21 protein-coding genes and 1 riboswitch are annotated in these 23,361 nt (G+C 72.1%); of the genes, 14 read left to right on the top strand and 7 right to left on the bottom strand.

The window, feature by feature from the left end; translation table 11 throughout:
- The first annotated feature begins 86 nt into the window (after positions 1-86).
- The 7 genes from AACH11_RS13885 (at position 87) to AACH11_RS13855 (ending at position 7,232) form a co-directional block, all read left to right on the top strand.
- Positions 87-1,079: a TRAP transporter substrate-binding protein gene (locus AACH11_RS13885; protein WP_341374834.1), complete on the top strand. Its 993-nt coding sequence runs from the start codon at positions 87-89 to the stop codon at positions 1,077-1,079.
- Between the two features lie 41 nt (positions 1,080-1,120).
- Positions 1,121-2,068: an NAD(P)-dependent oxidoreductase gene (locus AACH11_RS13880; protein WP_341374833.1), complete on the top strand. Its 948-nt coding sequence runs from the start codon at positions 1,121-1,123 to the stop codon at positions 2,066-2,068.
- A 350-nt stretch (positions 2,069-2,418) separates the two neighbouring features.
- Positions 2,419-3,168 carry an SDR family NAD(P)-dependent oxidoreductase gene (locus AACH11_RS13875; RefSeq protein ID WP_341374832.1) on the top strand — a complete coding sequence of 250 codons (750 nt, stop codon included), beginning with the start codon at positions 2,419-2,421 and terminating at the stop codon, positions 3,166-3,168.
- A gap of 181 nt (positions 3,169-3,349) precedes the next feature.
- Positions 3,350-4,342 (top strand): TRAP transporter substrate-binding protein, encoded by a 993-nt coding sequence (locus AACH11_RS13870; RefSeq protein ID WP_341374831.1) that lies wholly within the window; start codon positions 3,350-3,352, stop codon positions 4,340-4,342.
- A 94-nt stretch (positions 4,343-4,436) separates the two neighbouring features.
- Entirely contained in the window at positions 4,437-4,961 is a 525-nt protein-coding gene (locus AACH11_RS13865) for a TRAP transporter small permease (protein ID WP_341374830.1), read from the top strand.
- A gap of 20 nt (positions 4,962-4,981) precedes the next feature.
- Positions 4,982-6,241, top strand: coding sequence for a TRAP transporter large permease (locus AACH11_RS13860; RefSeq protein WP_341374829.1), 1,260 nt, complete (start codon positions 4,982-4,984; stop codon positions 6,239-6,241).
- A 109-nt stretch (positions 6,242-6,350) separates the two neighbouring features.
- On the top strand, positions 6,351-7,232 hold the full coding sequence (locus tag AACH11_RS13855) for a sugar phosphate isomerase/epimerase family protein (RefSeq protein WP_341374828.1): 882 nt from the start codon (positions 6,351-6,353) through the stop codon (positions 7,230-7,232).
- Between the two features lie 2 nt (positions 7,233-7,234).
- On the opposite strand, the gene AACH11_RS13850 is transcribed toward AACH11_RS13855, so the two are convergent.
- The 4 genes from AACH11_RS13850 to AACH11_RS13835 form a co-directional block, all read right to left on the bottom strand.
- Complete coding sequence (locus tag AACH11_RS13850; RefSeq protein WP_341374827.1) at positions 7,235-9,127, bottom strand: MASE1 domain-containing protein; 1,893 nt, start codon at positions 9,125-9,127, stop codon at positions 7,235-7,237.
- A 113-nt stretch (positions 9,128-9,240) separates the two neighbouring features.
- Entirely contained in the window at positions 9,241-10,227 is a 987-nt protein-coding gene (locus AACH11_RS13845; protein WP_341374943.1) for a sugar-binding transcriptional regulator, read from the bottom strand.
- A 127-nt stretch (positions 10,228-10,354) separates the two neighbouring features.
- On the bottom strand, positions 10,355-10,816 hold the full coding sequence (gene rpiB / locus AACH11_RS13840) for a ribose 5-phosphate isomerase B (RefSeq protein ID WP_341374826.1): 462 nt from the start codon (positions 10,814-10,816) through the stop codon (positions 10,355-10,357).
- 35 nt (positions 10,817-10,851) lie between these two features.
- Positions 10,852-11,028, bottom strand: a complete 177-nt coding sequence (locus AACH11_RS13835; protein ID WP_341374825.1) for a hypothetical protein — start codon at positions 11,026-11,028, stop codon at positions 10,852-10,854.
- A gap of 150 nt (positions 11,029-11,178) precedes the next feature.
- On the opposite strand from AACH11_RS13835, the gene dhaL reads away from it, so the two are divergent.
- The 5 genes from dhaL (at position 11,179) to AACH11_RS13810 (ending at position 19,261) form a co-directional block, all read left to right on the top strand.
- Complete coding sequence (gene dhaL / locus AACH11_RS13830) at positions 11,179-12,981, top strand: dihydroxyacetone kinase subunit DhaL (protein ID WP_423228742.1); 1,803 nt, start codon at positions 11,179-11,181, stop codon at positions 12,979-12,981.
- A gap of 95 nt (positions 12,982-13,076) precedes the next feature.
- A complete protein-coding gene (gene tkt, locus AACH11_RS13825; RefSeq protein ID WP_341374824.1) occupies positions 13,077-15,101 on the top strand; it encodes a transketolase in 2,025 nt (674 codons plus the stop codon).
- Between the two features lie 76 nt (positions 15,102-15,177).
- The gene (locus AACH11_RS13820) at positions 15,178-16,110 is read left to right on the top strand and encodes an alpha/beta hydrolase (RefSeq protein ID WP_341374823.1); all 933 of its coding nucleotides are present in this window, start codon (positions 15,178-15,180) and stop codon (positions 16,108-16,110) included.
- Between the two features lie 203 nt (positions 16,111-16,313).
- Positions 16,314-17,843 carry an RCC1 domain-containing protein gene (locus AACH11_RS13815; RefSeq protein ID WP_341374822.1) on the top strand — a complete coding sequence of 510 codons (1,530 nt, stop codon included), beginning with the start codon at positions 16,314-16,316 and terminating at the stop codon, positions 17,841-17,843.
- A gap of 173 nt (positions 17,844-18,016) precedes the next feature.
- On the top strand, positions 18,017-19,261 hold the full coding sequence (locus tag AACH11_RS13810) for a di-heme oxidoredictase family protein (protein ID WP_341374821.1): 1,245 nt from the start codon (positions 18,017-18,019) through the stop codon (positions 19,259-19,261).
- 17 nt (positions 19,262-19,278) lie between these two features.
- On the opposite strand, the gene AACH11_RS13805 is transcribed toward AACH11_RS13810, so the two are convergent.
- Positions 19,279-20,184 (bottom strand): LysR family transcriptional regulator ArgP, encoded by a 906-nt coding sequence (locus AACH11_RS13805; protein ID WP_341374820.1) that lies wholly within the window; start codon positions 20,182-20,184, stop codon positions 19,279-19,281.
- Positions 20,185-20,365: 181 nt separating this feature from the next.
- On the opposite strand from AACH11_RS13805, the gene AACH11_RS13800 reads away from it, so the two are divergent.
- Positions 20,366-21,037 (top strand): LysE/ArgO family amino acid transporter, encoded by a 672-nt coding sequence (locus AACH11_RS13800; RefSeq protein ID WP_341374819.1) that lies wholly within the window; start codon positions 20,366-20,368, stop codon positions 21,035-21,037.
- Here the strand turns inward: AACH11_RS13800 and AACH11_RS13795 are convergent.
- Complete coding sequence (locus AACH11_RS13795) at positions 20,956-21,903, bottom strand: EamA family transporter (protein ID WP_341374818.1); 948 nt, start codon at positions 21,901-21,903, stop codon at positions 20,956-20,958. The two genes, AACH11_RS13800 and AACH11_RS13795, sit on opposite strands and share 82 nt — an antisense overlap.
- A gap of 60 nt (positions 21,904-21,963) precedes the next feature.
- Here AACH11_RS13795 and AACH11_RS13790 point away from each other — a divergent pair, with 60 nt between their 5' ends.
- A complete protein-coding gene (locus tag AACH11_RS13790; RefSeq protein ID WP_341374817.1) occupies positions 21,964-22,518 on the top strand; it encodes a MarR family winged helix-turn-helix transcriptional regulator in 555 nt (184 codons plus the stop codon).
- A 64-nt stretch (positions 22,519-22,582) separates the two neighbouring features.
- Here the strand turns inward: AACH11_RS13790 and AACH11_RS13785 are convergent, their stop codons facing one another.
- The gene (locus tag AACH11_RS13785) at positions 22,583-23,095 is read right to left on the bottom strand and encodes a 6,7-dimethyl-8-ribityllumazine synthase (protein ID WP_341374816.1); all 513 of its coding nucleotides are present in this window, start codon (positions 23,093-23,095) and stop codon (positions 22,583-22,585) included.
- An 82-nt stretch (positions 23,096-23,177) separates the two neighbouring features.
- Positions 23,178-23,339: riboswitch (FMN riboswitch) on the bottom strand.
- Positions 23,340-23,361: the final 22 nt, after the last annotated feature.

Here is a 23,361-nt window from a genome sequence, read left to right as displayed (position 1 = left end):
GGGCCATGACCGGGGCTTGAAGACCCCGCCCGCATCCCGCGGGCCAGACCGACGACAAGGGCCCCCGAGGCCCAGGAGACAAGAGCATGCAGACCTTCACCCGCCTGCTGGGCGCGTTCGCCCTCACCGCGGTGGCGCTGGCCGCCCACACCACGGCCGCCGCCCAGACCAAGATGACGCTGGGCCACAACGCCGCGCCCGGCAACCCCAAGCACGAGGCCTCGCTGAAGTTCGCCGAGCTGCTCAAGGCCAGGAGCAACGGGCGGATCGAGGTGCAGGTGGCCGGCGGCGCGCAGCTCGGCGACGACGTGCCGCTGCTGACCGCGCTGCGCACCGGCACGGTCGACTTCTCGGCCAACTCCCAGGGCGCGATCTCGAACGTCGTGCCCGAGTACGCGGCCTTCGGCATGCCCTTCCTGTTCCCCAACCTGCAGGCGGCCTGGAAGGTGCTGGACGGCCCGGTCGGCCAGGAACTGGCCAAGGCCAGCGAGGCCAAGGGCCTGGTGGTGCTGGGCTACTGGGACAACGGCATCCGCCACATCTCGAACAAGGTGCGGCCGATCGCCACACCCGCCGACACCAAGGGCCTGAAGCTGCGCACGCCGCCCGATCCGGTGACGGTCGACATCATGCAGTCGCTGGGCGCCGACGCGCAGCAGATCAAGTTCGCCGAGCTCTACGTGGCGCTGCAGCAGGGGGTGGTCGACGGGCAGGAGAACCCGCTGATGAACATCTGGTCGTCCAAGCTCTACGAGGTGCAGAAGTACATCTCGCTGACCGCGCACAAGTACGAGATGACGCCCTTCGTGATGAGCAAGCGCAGCTGGGACAAGCTGAGCGCCGACGACCGCAAGGCGATCCAGGAGGCCGCGGCCGAGGCCACGCAGTTCAACCGTCAGGCCTCGCTGGCGTCCGACCAGAAGCTCGAAGGTGAGCTCAAGGCCAAGGGCGTGCAGATCAACCATCCGGACCTGGCCCCCTTCGTCAAGGCCACCGAGCCGGTGCTGGCCAAGTGGACGGCCGGCCCGCAGGGCGAGTTCGTGCGCAAGGTCGTCGCTGCGGCGCGGGCGGTCAAGTGAGCGCGGGCGCGCAGCCGTCGTCGGGCGGCGAGGCCCGCGCCGTGGCCGTCGCACCGGACCGCGGTGCACGCACCGTCGTCGGCCTGGTCGGGCTGGGGGCGATGGGCCGCGGTGTGGCCGCCAACCTGCTGGCCAAGGGCTTCGACGTGCTCGGCCGCGATGTCAGCGCCGCCGCCTGCGACTGGCTGCGTGCCCAGGGCGGCGCGGTGGCGGTCGATGCGCAGGCGCTGGCCGACGGGGCCGACGTGATCCTCAGTTTCGTCGTCGATGACCGCCAGACCGAGGCGGTGCTGTTCGGCGACGGTGACGGGGGAGGGGGCGCCGACGGGGACCGCCGGGGCCTGGCGTCCCGGCTGCGCCCGGGCACCACCGTCATCACCTGCAGCACGATGGCGCCGGCCTATGTGCAGGCGCTGGCGCCACGGCTGGCGGCGCTCGGCCTGGGGCTGGTCGACGCGCCGGTCACCGGCGGCCAGGTCGGCGCCCAGGCCGGCACGCTGACGGTGATGTGTGCCGGCACGCCGGCCCACGTCGAACGGGCACGGCCGGTGCTGGAGGCCTTCGGGCGGCGCGTCTACGTCATGGGCGAGCAGGCCGGGCAGGGCGCGCAGATGAAGGTCATCAACCAGCTGCTGTGCGGCGTGCACATCGCCGCCGCGGCCGAGGCCATGGCGCTCGCCCGTCACCACGACCTGCCGCTGGAGACCACGCTGGAGATCCTGCGCAGCGGTGCCGCCAACTCCTGGATGCTGGGTGACCGCGGGCCGCGCATGGCCCGCGCCGCCTGGGACGAGGTGACCTCGGCGCTCGACATCTTCGTCAAGGACCTGGGCCTGGTGCTGGACGACAGCCGCGCGGCCCGCATGCCCGCGCCGGTGGCCAGTGCGGCCTTCCAGGGCTTTCTCGGCGCCAGCGCGCGCGGCTGGGGCCGGCTGGATGACTCGGCCGTCATGCGCGGCTACACCGTCCCGCTGGACGACCTGTCCTGAGCCGCCGCGCGGCCCTGCCGCGGCTGCGCCATCGACGGAAACCCCAGCCCGAGCTGGGGTCCGACCCCGGCACGCCACCCCCTGTTTTCCCGGGGGGATGGCGGCGCCAGGTCGACGGGTTACCACGGAGTTACGACCTTTTCTGAGCCTTCCGGCTGCGGATGACGGGGTATTTACCCTGAGCTGCAGCGCAACATGGCGCTTCTTCATCCCGGCCTGAAATTTCATCGCTTGTGACCCCGGTCCGGCGTTTGAAGAATGCGGCCCGCACGCTGCGAAACCGGCCTCGACGGCCCTCGGCAGCGACGAACCACCCCACCCACCCAACCGACATCCTGCGGAGCACCCTCATGCTGCTGAAGAACAAGATTGCCCTGATCACCGGCGGTGCCGGCCTGAACGGTCTGGGCTACTCGACCGCCAAGATGATGGCCGAGCAAGGCGCCACCGTCGTCATCGCCGACCTCGAGCGTGCCGACCCGGCCGGCGCGGCCGCCCAGTTGGGCCCGCAGCACATGGGCGTCGTCGCCGACGTGGTCGACAAGGCCTCGTGCGAGCGCGCCGTGGCCGAGATCCTGGCCAAGTACGGTCGCATCGACATCCTGTTCAACAACGCCGGCATCACCCAGCCGCGCAAGACGCTGGACATCAGCGCCGCCGACTACGACGCCGTGCTGGACGTCAGCCTGCGCGGCATGCTGCACATGTCGCAGGCCGTGATCCCGGCCATGCGCGAGCAGAAGTCGGGCTCGATCATCAACACCTCGTCGGTCTCGGCGCAGCGCGGCGGCGGCATCCTGGGCGGCCCGCACTACTCGGCCGCCAAGGCCGGCATGCTGGGCCTGGGCCGCGCGATGGCGCGTGAGTTCGGCATCGACGGCATCCGCGTCAACGCCGTGACCCCGGGCCTGATCGCCACCGACATCAACAAGGGCCTGATCCCCGATGACCGCATGAAGGGCATCCTGGAGCAGATCCCCCTGAACCGCATCGGCGAGCCCGCCGACGTCGCCGGCTGCGTGGTGTTCCTGGCCTCCGATCTGGCCAAGTACCTCACCGGCGTCACGCTGGACGTCAACGGCGGCATGCTGATCCACTGATCCACTGATCCGCACCGCGCGGGCAGCGCGGCGCCACGACGCGTCGCCTGCCCCCTGAACCGGGCGGCCGGCACCGCCGCCCGGCGGCCGCCCCAGGCGGTCGCACCGGTCCTTCCGGCCCCTGCGGCCGCCCATGACAAGCCCGGCCCGCGAGCCGCGCACCATCCCCTTGGAGACCACCATGCAACGCACCCGTTTCATCCGTGCCACCCTGGCGATCGCCGCCACCCTGGCCGTGCTGCCGGCCGCTGTCCAGGCGCAGACCATCAAGCTGACGCTGGGCCATGGCGCCGCGCCGGGCAATCCGCGCCACGAAGCCTCGGTCAAGTTCGCCGAGGTGCTCAAGGCCAAGTCGGGTGGCCGCATCGAGGTCGCGGTCTCGCCGTCGGCCCAGCTGGGTGACGACGCGGCGATGGTGACCGCGCTGCGCACCGGCGCGATCGACATCTCGGCCAACTCGCAGGGCCCGATGGCGGCCACCGTGCCCGAGTACGCCGCCTTCGGCATGCCCTTCCTGTTCAGCGACCTGAGCCAGGCCTGGAAGGCGCTGGACGGCCCGCTCGGCCAGGAGCTGGCCGCCAAGACCGCCGAGAAGGGCATGATCGTGCTGGGCTACTGGGACAACGGCGTGCGCCACATGTCCAACAGCAAGAAGCCGATCCTCAAGCCCGAGGACCTCAAGGGCCTGAAGATGCGGACCCCGCCGGATGCGGTGACGGTCGACATCATGCAGGCCCTCGGTGCCGAGGCGCAGCAGATCAAGTTCGCCGAGCTCTACGTGGCGCTGCAGCAGGGTGTGGTCGACGGGCAGGAGAACCCGTTGATGAACATCTACGCCTCCAAGCTCTACGAGGTCAACAAGTTCGTCTCGCTGACCGGCCACAAGTACGAGATGACGCCGCTGCTGATGAGCAAGCGCAGCTGGGACCGCCTGAGCGAGGCCGACCGCAAGCTGGTGCAGGAAGCCGCCGCCGAGGCCACCACCTTCCAGCGCAAGCTGTCGAAGGAGGCTGACGAGAAGCTGGTGGCCGAGCTCAAGGCCAAGGGCGTGCGTGTGGACGTCGCCGACAAGGCTGCCTTCGTCAAGGCCACGGCCAACGTCGATGACAAGTGGATGGCGAGCCCGATCGGCCCCTTCGTCAAGAAGGTGATCGCCGCCACGCGCACGAAGTGATCGTCCGCGCGTCCTGAAGTCCCTGCGGGGCCCGCCAGACGGCGGGCCCCTTGCGCATCGTGCGCATCGTGCGCAGCCCCCCGGAGTCCCGGCCATGAAGTTCATCTCGCGCGGCATCGTGCTGCTGTGCCAGGCGGTGATGTGGATCACCACCTCGGTCATCTTCCTCATCCTCTGCGTCAACACCATCCTGCGCTATTCGACCGGCGGCAGCCTGCAGTGGGGCAACGAGCTCCCCGAGCTGCTGTTTCCGTGGCTGGTGATGTCCGGCGTGGTGCTGGGCGCGGCCCACGGCTCGCACATCACCACCAGCTTCCTGATCGAGAACCTGCCGGCCCATGTGCGGCGCTACCTGGCCGTGGTGACCTGGCTGGTGGTCGCCGGCGTGCACATCACGCTGGCACGTGCCACGTGGCTGATGCTCGACATCGTCGGTGACGAGAAGAGCCCGATCCTGCAGGTGCCCGGCTCGATCACCTACGGCTGCGTGATGGGCGGACTGCTGATGCTGGCCGCGCTCGCCATCGCCTCGGCCTGGGACGCCTTCACCGGCCACGGCCAGGCCCATGCCGCCGCCGCGGCCACCGACGACGCCGCGCCTGAAGTGCGCGTCGCCTGATCCCCCGCTGGAGCCCGTCCATGACCAGCCTCATCCTTCTCGTCTTCGGCATCACCGCGGTCGCGGCCATGCCGATCGCCCATGCCCTGCTGACGGCTGCACTCGCCGCCGCCGCCACCTCCGACCGCGTGCCGCTGGACCTGATCGTCCAGCAGATGGTTGCCCAGGTGCAGAGCTTTCCGCTGATCGCCATTCCCTTCTTCATGCTGACCGGCAGCCTGATGATGGGCGGCAAGCTCGGTGAATCGCTGATCGGCGTGCTGTCGGCCCTGATCGGCCGCTTCCACGGCGGCCCGGCCCAGGTCGGCGTGATGTCGTCGACCATCTTCGGCGGGGTCTCGGGCTCGGCGGTGGCCGATGCCTCGGCCATCGGCTCGCTGCTGATCCCCTGGCAGAAGCGCATCGGCTATCCGCCGGCCTTCTCGGCCGCGACGCTGGCCGCCGCGGCGACGATCGACATCCTGATCCCGCCGTCGATCCCGATGATCCTGTTCGCGCTGTCGTCGAACACCTCGGTCGGCGCGTTGTTCACGGCCGGCATCCTGCCCGGCTTCCTGATGTGCTTCGGCTTCATGTTCGCCTGCTGGTGGGTGGGCAAGCGCCGCAACTTCCCGCGTGAGACGGCGCCGCTGGACTGGAGCAAGTTCCGCTCGCAGCTGGCCTATGCCTCGCCCGCGCTGGTGTTGCCGGTGCTGATCATCGTCTTCCTGCGTTTCGGCATCGCCACGCCGACCGAGGTCAGCGTGTTGTCGACGCTGTACGCCGGCGTCGTCTCGGCCGTCATCTACCGTGATCTGGGCTGGAAGCGCCTGCACCACGCGGTGGTCGAGGCGGGGCTGTCCACCGGCGTCGTGCTGCTGGTGATCATGGCCTCGGCGGCCATCGGCTGGCTGCTGACCTTCGACCGCATGCCCGACGGCATCGTCGGCTGGGCCAAGGACAACCTGAGCAGCCCCTGGATGGTCATCCTGATGATGAACCTGCTGATGCTGGTGTGCGGCATGTTCATCGACCTGCCGGCGGCCGTGCTGCTGCTGACGCCGGTGTTCGTGCCGCTGGCCAACGCCATCGGCATGGACCTGGTGCAGCTGGGCATCATGATGACGGTGAACCTGGCCATCGGCCTGTACACGCCGCCGGTGGGCACCACGCTGTTCATCACCAGCGCGGTGGCCAAGGTCAAGGTGGGCGAGACGGTCAAGGAGCTCGGCCCCTTCTACCTCGTCGCCTTCGGCGTGCTGGCCATCGTCTCCTACGTGCCGGCGCTGATCTTCAAGTGATGCAGGCCGGGCCGCCGTCGTGGCGGCCCGGGGCGCGCCCAACGCGCCCTTCGATCTTCCGGGCCGGCTGCGCCGGCTTCTTCGTGTCCATCCCCTCGCGAGCCCTGTCATGAGCACCGCAACCCCCCCGGCTGCCGAGCGCAGCGTCTCGATCTCCGGCGCCCCCTACGACGGCTACGCGCCGCCGCAGATGCTGGAGAGCCTGGCGCGCATCGGCGCCACCCATGTCGAGCCGGCCTTCATCGTCGGCTACACCGAGCCCTTCGACGAGTCCTCCTTCACCGAGGCGCGGGCCGCCGACTATGCGCGTTGGCTGGCCGACGCCGGCATCGGCTGCCACGCGATGTCCTCGCACATCGACCTGGGCCGGCCGGACGCGCTGACGGTCTTCACCGGCCGCATGCACTTCGCCGCGCGCATCGGCGCCAAGGTGATCAACACCAACGCCGCCGCCCGCGCCAACGAGGCCCGCTTCTTCCAGAACATCCCGCACCTGGCCCGCCTGGCCGAGGAGCTGGATCTGGTCATCGGCCTGGAGAACCCGGGCGACGGCTCGGACAACCTGCTGAACGTGGCGGCGGACGGCCCCGGCCTGCTGGCGCGCATCAACCACCCGCGCGTGCGCCTGAACTACGACGCCGGCAACACCATCTCGCACCGCCCGGGCGTGGACACGGTGGCCGACGCGCTGGCGGCGATGCCGCTGTGCGGCCACACCCACATCAAGGACGTGGCACGTCGGCCCGAAGGTTATTTCTTCACCGCGCTCGGTGAAGGCGAGATCGGTTGCGCACGCATCGTGCAGGCGGTGGCCGCGGCCGATCCCTCGCTGAACCTGAGCATCGAGATCCCGATGCGCCTGTACCGCGGCCCCGATGCGCAGCCCAGCCGCGCCCCCTACCGCGTGCCGATCGCCGACATCGAGGCCCGGGTGTCGGCCGCGCTGGCCTTCGTGCACCAGCATCTGCAGCCGCAGGCCCTGGCGGCCTGAGCTCAGCGCCCGGCTTCGGGCGGCGGGTGCAGGCCGGGGCCGGGGTCGGACACCGGTTCCGACCGCTCGGTCCGATCGGACCGGGCCACCTGCAGCAGCGTGTCGACCGCACGCAGCAGCTCCTGGCCGGCCTGATCCATCTGCTGCAGCGTCTGCTGTTGCCATGGATCGGGCGGATGCTGGCGGTCGACGCGCATCAGCGCGCCCAGACCCAGCATCGCGTGCAGCGGTGTGCGCAGTTCGTGGCTGACCCGTGACAGAAAGGCGTTGTGCGCCTGCATCGTGGCCTCGGCCTGCTGCCGACCCGCACGCGCCTCGGCGGTCGCGGCCTGCAGGCGGCGCGTGTGGCCGGTCATCATCATCAGCAGGGCGCCGAGGCCGGCGGCCAGCAGCAGCCCGCCGATGGCCAGCAGCCGGCCCCGCGGATCGGCCTGGGCCGTGCGGACGGCGGCCGGGTTCTGCCACAGTGCCAGCTGCCAGCTGCGGCCGCCGAAGGGCAGGTCCAGCAACCGGTGCGGCAGGCCCTGCCACGGGCGGGTGCTGCCGCAGGCGGCCGGGCCGGCCAGCGTCGCGGCGGGGACCGTGTCGCCATCGGCCAGACTGCGGCGCAGGGCCTGGCTGCTTTCCAGGCCCAGGTCACTCAGGCAGGCCTGCAGCTGGGGGGACGCGGTGGCCTTGAGTTCCCGCAGCAGCGTGTCCATCTCCAGCACCATGGTCACGGCGCCTGACGGTGCCGCGGCGCCCGTACCTGCCGTGCCGGCCAGCGGGCGGTAGAGGATGACCGCCTGGCTGTGCGGCAGCGGCAGGGGCAGCCCGGGAGAGGCCGCAGCGAGCCCCTCTCCGACCGCGCGCGCCCAGGTCGCCCGCAGCGCCGGCAGATCCAGCGCATCGCGGCCGGTCATCGCCCTGTGGGCGACGGCCAGGGCCGCACGCGGCGAGGCATCGACCGGCCGCGCCTGGACCTGACGTACCCGCAACCGTTCGAGCGTGCCCTCGGCCGGGCCGGGCAGGCGTTCGGTCGTGCGTTCGTCGAGCGCGAACGCGCCGACGGCCGGCAAGGCCTTCTGCCAGTGCGTGGCCAGGGCGGCGAAGCGCGGATCGGCCTGCGGGCCCACCGCCTGCTGCAGCAGCCACAGGCTGTCGAGCGCCTGCAGGTGATGGCGCAGGGTTGCCTGCGCATGGTGTTGCACGGACGCGCTGTCACGGGCCAGTGCATCGGCCGCGCGCCGGGCGCTCCAGACCTGGTCCTGTCGCAGCAGGATGACGGTCAGCACCATCACCACCAGCATCGGCAGGCCGACCCACAGCCGGCGGGTCCGCCACAGGTCCGTCGGCCGTCCGATCAGGATCAGCGTCAGGGGGGTGGCGATCAGCACGCCGATGACATCGCCGTACCACCAGGTCAGGGCGGTCGCCGGGGCCTGGGTGGCCGACAGCTCCCCGCGCAGCACCATGGCGCCGACCGACAGCGCGGCATTGACGGTGCAGGCCAGCGGCCCGGCCAACAGCAGAACACCGGCGATCTCTCTCGGCCGGTCGAGGGCCGGTCCGGGTGTCATCCAGCGGCGACACAGCAGGCCTGCGGCGGCGGCCTGGAGTGCGCCGCCGCAGGCCGTGATGGCCATCGGTATCAGCAGGTCGGGCGTCAGCGCATGGCCGGCGGACAGCCGGGCCTGCAGTTCGACCAGCGCGCAGCCCAGCGCCACGGCCCAGACCATGCGGGGGCCCCAGGCCAGCACGCAGGCCACGGCCACACCGGCGGCCAGATACAGCGGCGCGACCGCGTCCGGGCCGGCGGTCAATGCGACCGAGCCCATACCGGTGGCGACGTACAGCAGCAGACACACCGCCAGCCGTCTGTTGGGCTGGTCGGCGATCCTCGTCGTCCGACTCATCGTGATTCCTTCCCGAGCGGGGGGATTGTCTCCCGGCTGATCGCCGGAGCAGGAATCATGCACGCATCCGGGGTGAGCTGGCTCACCGGATGCGCCAGGCGGGCCCGGCGGCGTCAGGTCGCCGCGTTGATCTGCGCGCCGGTCAGCCCGGCCGCCCGCGTGGCTTCGTCGAGGTTGAGCACGGCCATCGCGTTGCTGGCGGTGGTGGCCAGCGTGTCGATGGTGCCGGTGCGCAGCGCGCCCAGGATGGCGGTGGCCTTGCTGGTCTCGGAGGCGATGGCGATGACGTTCGGAATGCGCTGCAGATCGGTCGCGCTCAGGCCGATCACGCGGCCCTGGATCGGGGTCAGCGCACCACGGCCGTGCAGGTCGATGAAGTCGTAGCCCATCATGTCGCCGACGGCACCGCTGCGCTTGGCCTCCTGGATCTCCTGCGCGCTGAACCAGCCCATGCGCACCATGTTGCTGTGCTCGCTCATGTCGCCGATGCCGACGATGGCGATGTCGGCGCGGCGTGCCTTGTCCAGCGTCTGGCGCACGGTGTCGTTGTCCAGCAGCGCGCGGCGCAGGGCCGGGTCGTCGACGAGGGCAGGCGCGTACAGCGTCTCGCTCTCGCCGCCGAAGCGCGTGGCCAGGCGGCGGCAGATGTGGTCGGGGTTCATCGTCTCGCCGCCGCGGTAGCTGCCGCCGATCGCGCAGACGAAGGTGGCGGCGCGGCGGGTGGCGCCCATCACGTGCTCGCTGACGGCGCTCACGTTGCGGCCCATGCCCACGGCCACGATGGCGCCGTCGCTGAGGTTGCGGTCCAGCCAGTTGGCGACCAGGCCGGCCAGCACCGCGCGCTGCTTCTCGGGCTCGGCATGGTCGACCGACAGCAGGGCGCGCTGGATGCCGAAGCGCTCGACCAGCGCGCGCTCCAGGTCCACCGTCAGCGTCGGGTGGTGCTGGACGCGGATCTCGACGATGCCCAGCTCCTGCGCGCGCTTGAGCATGCGCCCGACCGTGGCCCGGCTGATGCCGAAGCGGCGCGAGAGTTCGTCCTGCGTCTGGCCATCGATGTAGTACAGCGTGGCCAGGCGGGTCAGCTCGTCGTGCGACATCGAGCCGGTACCGGTTGCGGCGGGGGCGGCAGGGGCAGGGGGGCGGGCACGGGGCGTCTCGGACATGGGGGCGATTGTCCCGTGTCCGCCGCGGCCCTGGCGCGGGCCGTGTCCGGCTGCCGCGCGCTCAGCGCGTGCCGCAGGCGCCGGTCAGGCGCTGCTCGTGCGCGGCCAGCGCGTCGAGCTTGGACTGGCTGCGCGGCTCGAACGAGCTGGACAGGAAGGACTGAACGATGGACTTGGCCAGCTCCAGACCGACCACGCGCGCACCGATCGTGATGATGTGGGCGTCGTTGCTCTTGCTGGCGCGCTCGGCCGAATAGGTGTCGTGGGCCTGGGCGGCGCGGATGCCGGGCACCTTGTTGGCCGAGATGGCCATGCCGATGCCGGTGCCGCAGAACAGCAGGCCGCGCTCGGCCTGGCCGGCGGCCACGCCCTCGGCCAGTGCCACGGCGATGTCCGGGTAGAGCACGGGCGCGCTGGCATGGGTGCCGAAATCGATCACCTCATGGCCCTGCTGCTGCAGCTGGGCCTTGATGGCGTCCTTCATCTCGCAAGCCGCTTCATCGCAGCCGACGGCGATCTTCATGGGAGTCTCCGGTGGGATCTGGGGTGGGCGCCGGCTCAGGTGTTGAGCGGATGCGCATTCGGTGCACGATTAAGGCATGGATGCGGAGCGGATGTCAACGGCATGAGCGGATGCTCTGGCGCATGAAAGCGATTCAGCACGTCCTGAATGCCGTTCATGATGCGCCGCACCACGGCGCTCGGTCGCCTGTATGGGGGTGCGCGGGTGTTCATGGCTTGCGCGTTCGCTCAGTCGTCGCTACATTGGCGCACAGCCTTGAGCCGTGGATCGCCGCGCCTTCGCGCCCGTCTTCTGCTCACTGACCGCTCACCGACACTTGCCGGCGACCCCGCTCGGGGCGCAACGACACTGGAGACAGCCCCATGGCGATGAACCGCGTCATCAACAACCCCGACCTCGTCGTCGAGGACATGCTCACCGGCTGGCTGGCCGCCCATGCCGACACCGTGCGGGCCAAGGCCGACAACCCGCGCGTCGTGCAGCGCGTGCAGGCGCCCGAGCGGGGCAAGGTGGGCATCGTCACCGGCGGCGGTTCGGGCCACGAGCCGGCCTTCGTCGGCTACGTGGGCGATGGCCTGTGCGACGCGGTGGCCATCGGCGAGATCTTCTCGTCGCCCACCGCCAAGAGCTTCCTCGACGCGATGCGTGCGGCCGACGGCGGCGCGGGCGTGGCCTGTCTGTACGGCAACTACGCCGGCGACAACATGAACGTCAAGATGGCCGCCGAGATGGCCGCCCGCGAGGGCATCACGGTCCGGACCGTGGTCGCCAACGACGACGTGCCCTCGGCGCCCAAGGGCGACGAGGCGCGCCGCCGCGGCGTGGCCGGCGAGATCCTGATGTGGAAGGTCGGCGGCGCCAGGGCCGACGCCGGCGGCAGCCTGGACGAGGTGATCGCCGCCGCGCAGAAGGCGATCGGCAACACCCGCTCGATCGGCGTCGGCCTGTCGTCCTGCGTGATCCCGGCCGTCGGCCATGCCAACTTCCACATCGAGCACGGCACGATGGAAGTGGGCATCGGCCACCACGGCGAGCCCGGCATCGACGTGCGCGCCACCGTCACCGCCGCCGAGATGGCCGAGCTGATGCTCAAGGTCGTGCTGCCGGATCTGCCCATCGTCGGCGGGGACCGCGTGGCCGTGCTGGTCAGCGGCCTGGGCGCGACGCCGGTGATGGAGCAGTACATCCTCTACGGTGAGGTCGCGAAGCGGCTGCAGGCCCAGGGCATCACGGTGGCCGTCAACTTCGTCGGCAACCTGTTCACCAGCCTGGAGATGATGGGCGTCACGCTGACGCTGATGAAGCTCGACGACGAGCTGGAGGCGCTGCTGAAGTCGCCCTGCCGCTCGGTCGGGCTGACCGTCAGCGGCGAGCGCGCCGCGCGCGACTTCAGCGCCAACGTGCAGGCGGCACAGGCCGTCACCGCCGGGGGGGCCGCGACCGGACAGGCCGCCGCCCGTGCCGCGGCCGCCGCACGCAGCTTCAGCGGCCCGACCGTCGCCCTCGACGCCTCCGGCGACGTGGTGCGCGCGCTGATCGCCACCATCGTCGAGCACCGCCAGTACCTGTCGGAGATCGACGGCCTGATCGGCGACGGCGACCACGGCATCAACATGGCCAAGGGCTTCAATGGCTGTGCGACGCGGCTGGACGCGCTCGGCGAGCGGGCGCAGAGCCTGCCGGTGGCCCTCGAGCAGCTGTCGCAGGCGCTGATGGACGACATCGGCGGCTCGATGGGGCCGCTGTACGGCCGCTTCTTCATCGGCTTCGTCAACACGCTGGAGCCGCACGCCCGCATGGACGCCGCGCTGTTCGGCGACGCCCTGGCCGCGGCCGTGGCCAACGTGCAGGGCATGGGCAACGCCCAGGTCGGCGACAAGACGCTGATCGACACCCTGGTGCCGGCGCGCGATGCCTTCCGCGAGGCGGTGGCCGGGGGCGCCGGCTTCGTCGCGGCGCTGGCCGCGATGAGCGCCGCCGCCGAGGCCGGCAAGGACAGCACGCAGGCGCTGCAGGCCCGCATCGGCCGCTCTGCCCGGCTGGGCGCGCGCTCGATCGGCGTGCTGGACGCCGGTGCCACCAGCTGCTGGCTGATCCTGCGCGCGATGGCCCAGGCGCTGACCCAGGCGCTGCCCCAGGCGCAGTCGGCGAAAATCCCCACCTGATGTCCGACGCCGGCCTCGTGCCGGCGTCTTCGTCTGCGCTGTTCCCGAACCCGCCACCGGCGCCACGCGCCGCCTTGGCACCGACCCCGCTCGCCATGACCCAACCGACCCGCCGAGAACTCGCCAACGCCCTGCGCGTGCTGGCCATGGATGCCGTCCAGCAGGCCAACTCCGGCCACCCGGGCATGCCCATGGGCATGGCCGACATCGCGGAAGCCGTGTGGCGCCACGCGCTGCGCCACGATCCGGCGGACCCCAGCTGGGCCGACCGCGACCGCTTCGTGCTGTCCAACGGCCATGGCTCGATGCTGCTGTACGGCCTGCTGCACCTGAGCGGCTACGACCTGCCGCTGGCCGAGCTCAAGGCCTTCCGCCAGCTGCACAGCAAGACCCCCGGCCACCCCGAGTACCGCTACACCCCGGGCGTGGAGACCACCACCGGCCCGCTGGGCCAGGGCATCGCCAACGCGGTCGGTTTCGCGCTGGCCGAGAAGCTGCTGGCCGCCGAGTTCAACCGCCCGGGCCACAGCGTGGTCGACCACCGCACCTGGGTCTTCCTGGGCGACGGCTGCCTGATGGAAGGCGTCAGCCACGAGGCCTGCGCGCTGGCCGGCACCTGGGGCCTGAACAAGCTGGTCGCCTTCTGGGACGACAACGGCATCTCGATCGACGGCCATGTCGAGGGCTGGTTCAGCGACGACACCCCGGCGCGCTTCGAGAGCTACGGCTGGCACGTGATCCGCGGTGTCGACGGCCATGACCCGGCCGCGCTGGACGCCGCCATCGCGCAGGCCCGTGCCCAGACCGCCCAGCCGGTGCTGGTGTGCTGCCGCACGACGATCGGCTTCGGCTCGCCGAACAAGGCCGGCACCCACGACAGCCACGGTGCTCCGCTGGGCGCGGCCGAGATCGCCGCCACCCGCGCCGCACTCGGCTGGACGCACGGCGCCTTCGAGATCCCGGCCGAGGTGCAGCAGGCCTGGGACGCACGCGCCACCGGCGCCGCCGCCAAGGCCGACTGGCAGGCCCGTTTCGAGCGTTATGCGGCCGAGCACCCGGCGCTGGCCGCCGAGCTGCAGCGCCGCCTGGCCGGTGAGCTGCCCGCAGGCTGGGCCGCCGCGGCCGCCGCCGATCTGCAGGCCGTGGCCGACAAGGGCGAGACCATCGCCAGCCGCAAGGCCAGCCAGAACGCGATCGCCCGCGTCGCCGCCCATCTGCCCGAGCTGCTCGGCGGCTCGGCCGACCTGACCGGCAGCAACCTGACCAACTGGCCGGGCTGCACCAGCGTCACGCCCGAGCGCCTGAAGGCCGGCCAGGGCGGCAACTACCTGCACTACGGCGTGCGCGAGTTCGGCATGACGGCCATCATCAACGGCATGGCGCTGCACGGCGGCTTCCGGCCGTTCGGTGGCACCTTCCTGATGTTCAGCGAGTACGCGCGCAACGCGCTGCGCATGTCCGCGCTGATGAAGCTCAACACGATCCAGGTCTACACCCACGACTCGATCGGCCTGGGCGAGGACGGCCCGACCCACCAGCCGGTCGAGCAGACCGCCACGCTGCGCCTGCTGCCCAACATGGACACCTGGCGGCCGTGCGACACGGTCGAGACCCTGGTGGCCTGGCAGACCGCGATCGAGAGCCGCGAGACGCCGACCAATCTGGTGCTCAGCCGCCAGAACCTGCCGCACCAGGCCCGCAGCGCACAGCAGCTGGCCGACATCCGTCGCGGTGGCTACGTGCTGGCCGAAGCCGCCGGCGGTGCCGCGGCCGCGCAGGCGGTGATCATCGCCACCGGCAGCGAGGTGGCGCTGGCCGTCGCCGCGCAGCAGGCGCTGGCCGCCGAAGGCGTGGCCGTGCGCGTGGTCTCGATGCCCTCGACCTTCCGCTTCGAGCAGCAGGACAAGGCCTGGCGCGACAGCGTGCTGCCGCGTGCCCTGCCGCGCGTGGCCGTCGAGGCCGGTGCGACCGCCGGCTGGCGTGGCGTGGTCGGCCTGGACGGCGAGGTCGTCGGCCTCGACCGCTTCGGCGAATCGGCCCCGGCCGGCGCGCTGTTCAAGCTGTTCGACATCACCGCCGAGGCGGTGGTGGCGGCCGTCAAGCGCACGCTGGCGGCCTGATCGGCGCGTGCCGCAGGCCGCGGTCCGCCGCGGCCTGCGGTGACGTGGCGGCGAGGGGGTGCGGCACACTCGCCGCATGTCGGCTCCTGCATCCCGCCGCGGAAGGCGGCTCCGCTGTCTCGTCTGGACCCTCGGCCTGGGGCTGGCGGCCGCGGCCGTGATCGCCGGGCTGCTGCAGGCCGGCATCGGCCACGGCACCCGGCTGGACGCGCTGCGCCGCGGGCCGGATCTCAGCGTGGCCTATGCGCCGCAGCGCGGCGACGACCTGCGGCTGGACATCTTCCGCGCCCGCGGGCCCCGGCCGTCCGCCCAGGCGCCGCTGCTGCTGCTGGTGCACGGCGGCGGCTGGGAGACCGGCGACCGCCGGCAGTTCCATCCGCAGTGCCGCATCTGGTCGGCGCGTGGCCTGGACTGCGTGACCGTCGGCTACCGCGTGCGCAGCCGCCACGGCAGCACGCCGGCCGATGCGCTGCAGGACCTGCGCGACGCCGTGCGCCATCTGCGTCGCCACCACCGGGCGCTCGGTCTGGCGATGCCGCGGCTGGTGGTCGGCGGCGGCTCGGCTGGCGGCCATCTGGCGGCCGGGCTGGCCGCGCCGCTGCCCTGGCCTGATCCGCAGGCCGACCCCGCGGCGCCGACGCGGCCCGACGCGGTCGTGCTCTACAACCCGATGCTGGATCTGTCGCCCGGCATGCCCGACCACGCGCCGGTGGCCGCGCACTGGCAGGCGCTGTCGCCGATGCACCAGTTGCGCGCCGGGGGCCCGCCCACGCTGGTGATGAGCGGCGACCGCGATCCGGAGGTCGCTGTGGCCACCGTCGAGCGCTATGTCGCGCGTCTGCGCACGCTCGGCGTGCCGGCACGTGCCGTGATCTATCCCGGCGCCGTCCACGGCTTCTTCAATCCGGGCGCCTGGCCCTGGGGCCCGCGCCAGGCCGGCTTCGAGGCGACCACGGACGAGGTCTGGCGCTTCCTGGCCGAGCAGGGCTGGGTGCCGGCCGGCGGCTGAGCGCGGCCGGCCGCGCAGCCCGGCCTCCGCCTGAGCCCGCCCGGGGTCCGCCCGGGGGCCGCCCGGGGTCCGCGGGCCCGAACCGCGATCTTCACGAAACTTCACCTTCTGTCGGCTCGGCTTGATATTTTAAATAGAATCATTCGCATTCGTAATCAAGATGCGAGCGCACGCCGTCCATGACATCCGCTGTCCGTTGTTCCGTGGGTCCTCTGGCCCGTCTGCTGCCGATCGCGGCCGCGTCCCTGATCGCCGGCTGCGGTGGGGGCGGCGCGGAGGACACCACCGCCCCGACCGTCACCAGCGCCCAGGCCGCCACCGAGCCGGTGGTGCGCCGCAGCCGGATCACGGTCAGCGGTACGGTGACGGACGACCGTGAGCTGCAGTCCCTGACCCTCGAACTGAACGGTCAGAGCCAGGCGGTCGCGGTCCAGGCCGGCGCCTACGCCACGACCCTGGATCTGAAGGCCGGCCGCAACGTCTACACCTTGACGGCGCGCGATGCGGCCGGCAACACGGGCCAGGTCTCCGGGGCGGTCTATCTGGGGCACCGGGTGGCGGGCGGCAACTCGCACTCGGGCGCGATCGTCGGCGGCAAGCTCTACACCTGGGGCCGCAACAACTACGGCCAGACCGGTCTGGGCTTCTGGTCGACGATGGCCAACAACGCCACCACCCACCCGGTGGCCCCGGCGCTGGCCGATGGCAGCCGGGGCTTCGTGGCCCTGGCCTTCAACCAGAACCATTCGCTGGCGGTGGACGCTGCCGGTCAGCTCTGGAGCTGGGGTGAGGACACCGACGGCCAGCTCGGCCGCGGCACGGCCGGCCAGACCTCGTGCGGCACCACCGCCACGCTCAAGTGCCGGCTGGACATCGGCCAGGTGCCGGGCATGAGCCAGGTCGCCACGGCGGCCGCCGGCTACAGCCACGCGCTGGCGCTCAAGACCGACGGCACGGTCTGGGCCTTCGGCCTCAACGGTCAGGGCCAGCTCGGCAATGGCAGCACCACGGCCAGCGCCGTGCCGGTGCAGGTGGTCTGGGACGCGGCCGACGCGGCCAACGTCGGCCGCATCGTGCAGGTGGCCGCGGGGTCGATGTCGTCGTATGCGCTGGATGACCGCGGCCAGGTCTGGGGCTGGGGCCGCAACCAGTACGCCAACATGGGCCTGGGCAGCACCACGACGGCCGGCATCACCCGTCCGGTCAAGGTGCCGCTGCCGACGGGCGTCAGCATCGTGTCGGTGGCCACCGGCCGCGACCACGTGCTGGCCCTGACCACCGAGGGCCGGGTCTACGCCTGGGGCCTGAACGCCAGCAGCCAGGCCGGCTACAACGGCGTCACCTACAAGAGCACGGCCGAGGCCTGGGGCAGCCCGGTGCTCTCGCCGCGCAGCCTGCCGGCCCTGGAGACCACGCCGGCCGTCGAGGTCTATGCCAATGGCAATACCAGTTATGTGCGGCGTGCCGACGGCAAGATCTACCAGTGGGGCCTGTACGGCGTCACCGGCGAGACCGGCACCACCGCCTACAGCAATCTGGACGAACCGCAGGACCGCCAGCCCACGCTGGGCACGATGATCGACGTCAGCACCGGCGGCCTGCACCAGGTCGGCCTGCGCCAGGACGGCTCGATCTTCACCTGGGGCTGGAGCTTCGAGGGCTCGCTGGGCGGCGGCGCCAGCGCCATCAACACCTGGATGTACAACACCCCGCTGACGCCGGTGTTCCCGTGAGTGGCGCCGGATGTGAGGGGCCGGCGCGGACCACCCGGGGCCTCGCCCGGCGGCGGCGTGCCGGAGCGGTCGCCGGGCTTCGCTTGTGTCTGGGCCTGTGTCTGGGGGCCGGCCTGGGCCTGACCGCGTGTGGCGGTGGCGGTGGTTCGGCCTCGTCGACCGAGCCGCCCCGGGTGTGGACCGCCCCCGGCGGCGCGGCCACCGTGGCGGTCGACGCGGCGGCGCCGTTCATGCAGTTCGTGCCGGGCATCGATGCCGGTGAGCTGGTGGGCGTCTCGCAGGGGCGCGAGCTGTTCCTGGCGGCCTGGCAGGCGGCGCCGGGCCAGCGGGCCCAGCTCGACGGCCTGGGGCCCTTGTTCAATGCCAACGCCTGTTCGGCCTGCCATGCGGTCGATGGCCGGGTCGCGCCGCTGGGCGAGGAGGGCCGCACCACGTCGGCCATCCTGTTCCGGCTGGGTGACGAGAGCGGCGCGGTGCATCCGCGCTTCGGCGGCCAGCTGCAGCACCAGGCGAACGCGGGTCCGGCCGAGGGCGTGGTGAGCTGGTCGCGCCAGGCGGACACCGGCGCGATCGACTACACGGTGCGGCTGATCGATCCCGTCGCCGCGCTGGACGGCTGGCGCCTGGGCCCGCGCATCTCGCCTCAGCTGGTCGGCATGGGGCTGCTCGACCTGGTGCCCGAAGCCCAACTACTGGCCTATGCGGATGCGGACGACGCCAACGCGGACGGCATCTCCGGCCGCCCGCACTGGGTGCTCGACGACGACGGCCAGCGGCGCATCGGCCGTTTCGGCTGGAAGGCCATCCACAGCCGGCTGCGCACGCAGAACGCGGGCGCCCTGCACCAGGACATGGGCCTGACCAGCCCCGTGCATCCGCAGGAAAGCTGCACGTCGCTCCAGACCGACTGCCTGGGGGCGCCCAGCGGCGGCAGCCCGGAGGTCAGCGAGGCCTCCTTGCTGGCCATCACCGATTTCATGACCGTGCTGGCCGTGCCCGAGCGCCGCATCAGCGATGCCGCGGTGTTCGACCAGGGCGCCCGGCTGTTCGATCGCATCGGCTGCGCGGCCTGCCACCGGCCCACCCTGACCACCGGCAGCCATCCCCGCTTTCCCAGCCTGAGCGGCCAGACCGTCTACGCCTACACCGACCTGCTGCTGCACGACATGGGCGCGGCGCTGGCCGACGGTGTGCGCGAGAAGGACGCCAGCGGGCGCGAGTGGCGCACGCCGCCGCTGTGGGGCCTGGGCCTGGTCGCCCGCAAGGCGGGCGCCCGCTTCCTGCACGACGGGCGGGCGGGCTCGCTGGCCGAGGCCATCACCTGGCATGGCGGTGAGGCGCAAGGGGCGCGCGACCGCTACACCGCGCTGAGTGCGGCCGACCAGGCTGCGCTGCTGCAGTTCCTCGGCGGCATCTAGCCGCGGTGGGCCCGGCCTCAGGCGCCGCTCAGCACCTGCCGTGCCTGGACCATCAGGTGGCGCGTCAGGCCGTCCAGCAAGGTGCTGGCGGCCCGGGCGTGCTGCCAGTACAGCGGCACGTCGAGTGCGGTGCCCGGCACCAGTTCGACCAGCGTGCCGGCCTGCAGATGCGGCGCGATCAGCAGGTCGGGGTTCATGCCCCAGCCCATGCCGCCGACGGCGGCCGCGACGAAGCCCGAGGCCGAGGGCATCAGATGGCGCGGCAGCTCGACCGGGCGGTGGCACAGCGTGCGTGCCCAGCGGTGCTGCAGGTCGTCCTTGGGGTTGAACTGCAGACAGGGCGCCCGCGCCAGGCTGGCCGCACCGACGCCATCGGCGAAGTGGCGGCGGACGAAGCCGGGGCTGGCCGTGGCCCGGTAGCGCATCGTGCCCAGCGGCAGGCTGTTGCAGCCGGTCACCGGACGGGCGAGGCCGGTGACGGCGGCCATCACGGCGCCGCTGCGCAGCCAGTCGGCGGTGTGGTCCTGGTCATCGACGGCGATGTCGACCAGCACCGGCGCCTGGGCCGCCCAGCCGGCCAGTGCGGGTGCGAACCAGGTGGCCACGCTGTCCGCGTTGACGGCCAGCGGCAGGCTGACCCGGGGCGCCTCGGCCGCCGCGGCCTCGGGCAGGGCGGGCAGGCCGCCGCGCAGTTCGTGCTCCAGCAGTTGCACCTGGTCGACGTGGCGGCACAGGCGGCGCCCGACCTCGGTCGCGGTGCAGGGCTGGCCGCGGACGACCAGGGCGCAGCCGGTGCGCTCCTCCAGCAGGCGGATGCGCTGCGAGATCGCCGACGGGCTGACGTGCAGCGCGCGGGCCGCGCGTTCGAAGCTGCCTTCGCGCACGACGGCGGCCAGGGCCGCGAGGGCAGGGTAGTCGAGCATGGTCGCTGAGGGTTGATCGAGACCGGTCGAGGCCGGTCGAGGCGGCGTGAAGATGCAGTTTTTCTGAAGCAGATGAAGAACATGCAGTTTGGCTTCATCGGGCGATACGGGCAAGCTGTGCGCCATGTCCTGGTTCGATCCTTTCTCCGGCGCGGTCGCCGCCGCCGCGGTCCCACCCGCGATGTCCTCGATGTCCGGCCCGGCCGGCGCGCTGGCCGCCTTCGTCCAGGGCCTGGCCCTGTGCGCGAGCCTGATCGTGGCCATCGGCGCGCAGAACCTGTTCGTGCTGCGCCAGGGTCTGCAGCGGCGGCATGTGGGGCCGGTGGTGGCCTTGTGCGCGGCCTGCGACGCCTTGCTGTTCATCGCCGGCACCGCCGGCATGGCGCAGGCCGTGGCGCAGACGCCGACGCTGGCCCGCGCGCTGGCCGGGGCCGGTGCGGCCTTTCTGCTGCTCTACGGTGCGAGGGCGATGCGGCGCGCGCTGTGGCCGCGCCCGGGTGACGGGGCGGTGGATGCGGCCGCGGTCGCGACGGCCGGGCGGCTGTCCGATGCCGGGCCGGCCCTGGGGGCGGTGCTGGCCCAGTGCGCGGCCTTCACCCTGCTCAATCCCCATGTCTGGCTGGACTGCGTGCTGCTGGTCGGCGGCGCGGGCGCCCGTCTGCCGGCCGCGGCCCAGCCCTGGTTCGTCACCGGCGGCGCGCTGGCCAGCCTGCTCTGGTTCACCCTGCTGGGCTTCGGGGCACGCTGGATGGCGCCCTGGTTCCGCCATCCTCAGGCCTGGCGTTGGCTCGATGGCGTTGTCGCGCTGGTGATGTGGCAGCTGGCCTGGGGGCTGCTGCGCGATGCGCTCTGATCGCCACGGGCGCTGTGCTGCACCGCCAGCACGCTGGCCAGCACGACGACCAGGCCGACACCGGCCAGCCCCGTCATGGCCTGGCCCAGCAGCAGCCAGCCCAGCAGCACGGCCGTCAAGGGGCTGAGCAGGCCGAGCGAGGCGACGGCCACCGGGGGCAGGCGCGCGATGCCGCGGAACCACAGCGCATACGCCAGCAGGGCGCCCGCCAGGCTCAGCCAGGCATAGGCGGCGATCTGCGTCGCGCCCAGCGGCGGCAGCGGGGCGTCCAGCACGGCGGCCAGTGGCACCAGCATCAGGCCGCCGAGCAGCAGTTGCCAGCCGGTCAATGCCAGCACCGGCAGCGGCGGACGCCAGCGCCGCGTCAGCCAGACCCCGCCGGCCATGCAGGCCGCACCCGCCAGCGCCGCGGCGATGCCCGGGCCATCGACCACGGTGCGTGGCGACAGCAGCAGCGCGGCCATGCCCGCCACACCGGCGATCGCTGCCATCAGCGCTTGGCGTGCCGGCCGCAGGCCATCGGCCCACCAGGCCAGCGCCAGCACCAGCAGCGGCTGGACCGCGCCCAGCACGGCGGCCAGGCCGCCCGGCAGGCGGTAGGCCGCCACGAACAGCAGGGCCTGGAAGGCGCCGATGTTGAGCGCCGCCAGCAGCAGCAGGCGCGGCCACCACGCGCGCGGCAGGCCGCTGCGCTGCCAGGCCAGCAGCAGCAGGCCGGCCGGCACGACGCGGATCACCGCCGCCGTGAACGGGCGATCCGGCGGCAGCAGCTCGGAGGTGACGATGTAGGTCGAGCCCCAGATCATCGGCGCGATCGCGGTCAGCAGGACATCGCGCCAGGGCGCGGCCACCGGAGGCTGGGGCATGATTTGTCTCGACTTGAAGATAAAATCAAGCATAGCCTGAATCATCTTGAAGTCAAGACAATGAGCCGGAAGACCACGGAACGTGCCGATGACGCTGTCGACGCCATCCTGCGCCAGTGGGCGCGGGAACGCCCGGACCTGGACGTGAGCCCGATGGGTCCGATCGGCCGCCTCAAGCGCTGTGCGGCCTTGCTGGAGCAGGCGCTGGCCGCCAACTTCGCGCGGCTTGAGCTGAGCGTCTGGGAGTTCGACATGCTGGCCACGCTGCGGCGCGCCGGCGCACCGTACTGCCTGAGCCCGACCGAGCTGTTCTCGACGCTGATGGTGACCTCGGGCACCATGACCCACCGCCTGAAGCGGCTGGAGGAGCGCGGCTGGATCGAGCGCCTGCCCAACCCGCAGGATGCGCGCAGCCTGCTGGTGCGCCTGAGCGCCGACGGCCTGGCGCGGGTGGAGCGGGCCGTCGAGACCCATGTCGAGGCCGAGCGGGCCTTGCTCGCCGGCCTGAGCGCCGAGGGCCTGGCGACGCTGGATGCACAGCTGTCGCGCTGGATGGTGGCGCTGGAATCGCGGGCCGCGCCGGATCCCGATCCCGACCCCGGCACCGAGGCCTGAACCCCTGAACCGCGGGCGGGCCCGTCAGCCGATCAGCCGTTCAGCCCGGCACCCGCCGTGACCCTCAGCGCGGCAGCGCCGGCAGCCGCTCCAGGCTGTCGAGCGTGGCCATGCAGGCCTGCGCCACTTCCACGCCCTTCTTCTTGAAGTGCTCGGCGTAGAACTGCTGGTGGTCGGCGTGGTCGTGGAAGTCGCGCGGCGTCAGCACGGCGGAGAACACCGGCACGCCGCTGTCGAGCTGCACCCGCATCAGGCCGTCGATGACGGCCGAGGTGACGAACTCGTGGCGGTAGATGCCGCCGTTGACGATCAGGCCGCAGGCGATGATGGCGTCGTAGGCGCCGCTGGCGGCCAGGCGCTGCGCGTGCAGCGGGATCTCGAAGGCGCCGGGGACATCGAACTGGTCGATCTCGGGGGCCAGCGCCGCCAGGCGGGCGAGCTCCGCGCGGGCGTGGCCGGTGGCGTTGTCGACGATGTCGCGGTGCCAGCTGGCGGCGACGATCGCGATGCGCCGGCGGCGCGGACTGCGGCCGGCGGCCGCGGTGGAGGACGAGGGGGACACAAGGGTCTGATTCATGGGGGACTCGGTCAGTCGTTTCCAGAATCAGGGCGCACGCAAACGCGGCGCCGATGCGCTCGCGCGCGCCGACGCCGTGACCACGCGATCTCTTTCAGCCGGACTGTGACCGTCGGCTCCGGCATCGCACCGGATCTGCTGACCCCGGCCGCCACCAGGGCGGTGGCCGGGCGCTCGCGGGCTGCCACGGCACGAGGCCACGGATACCGCCGGTGGGGAATTCCGCCCCGCCCTGAGAACGCTGTCGGCTCTGCAGCCGACGGGTG

The organism is Pseudaquabacterium rugosum (assembly GCF_038066575.1).
In the GTDB taxonomy this organism is placed as follows: Bacteria; Pseudomonadota; Gammaproteobacteria; order Burkholderiales; family Burkholderiaceae_C; genus Pseudaquabacterium; species Pseudaquabacterium rugosum.
The sequence above is the reverse complement of the archived record's forward strand: the minus strand, read 5'-3'. Positions and strand labels throughout refer to the sequence as shown.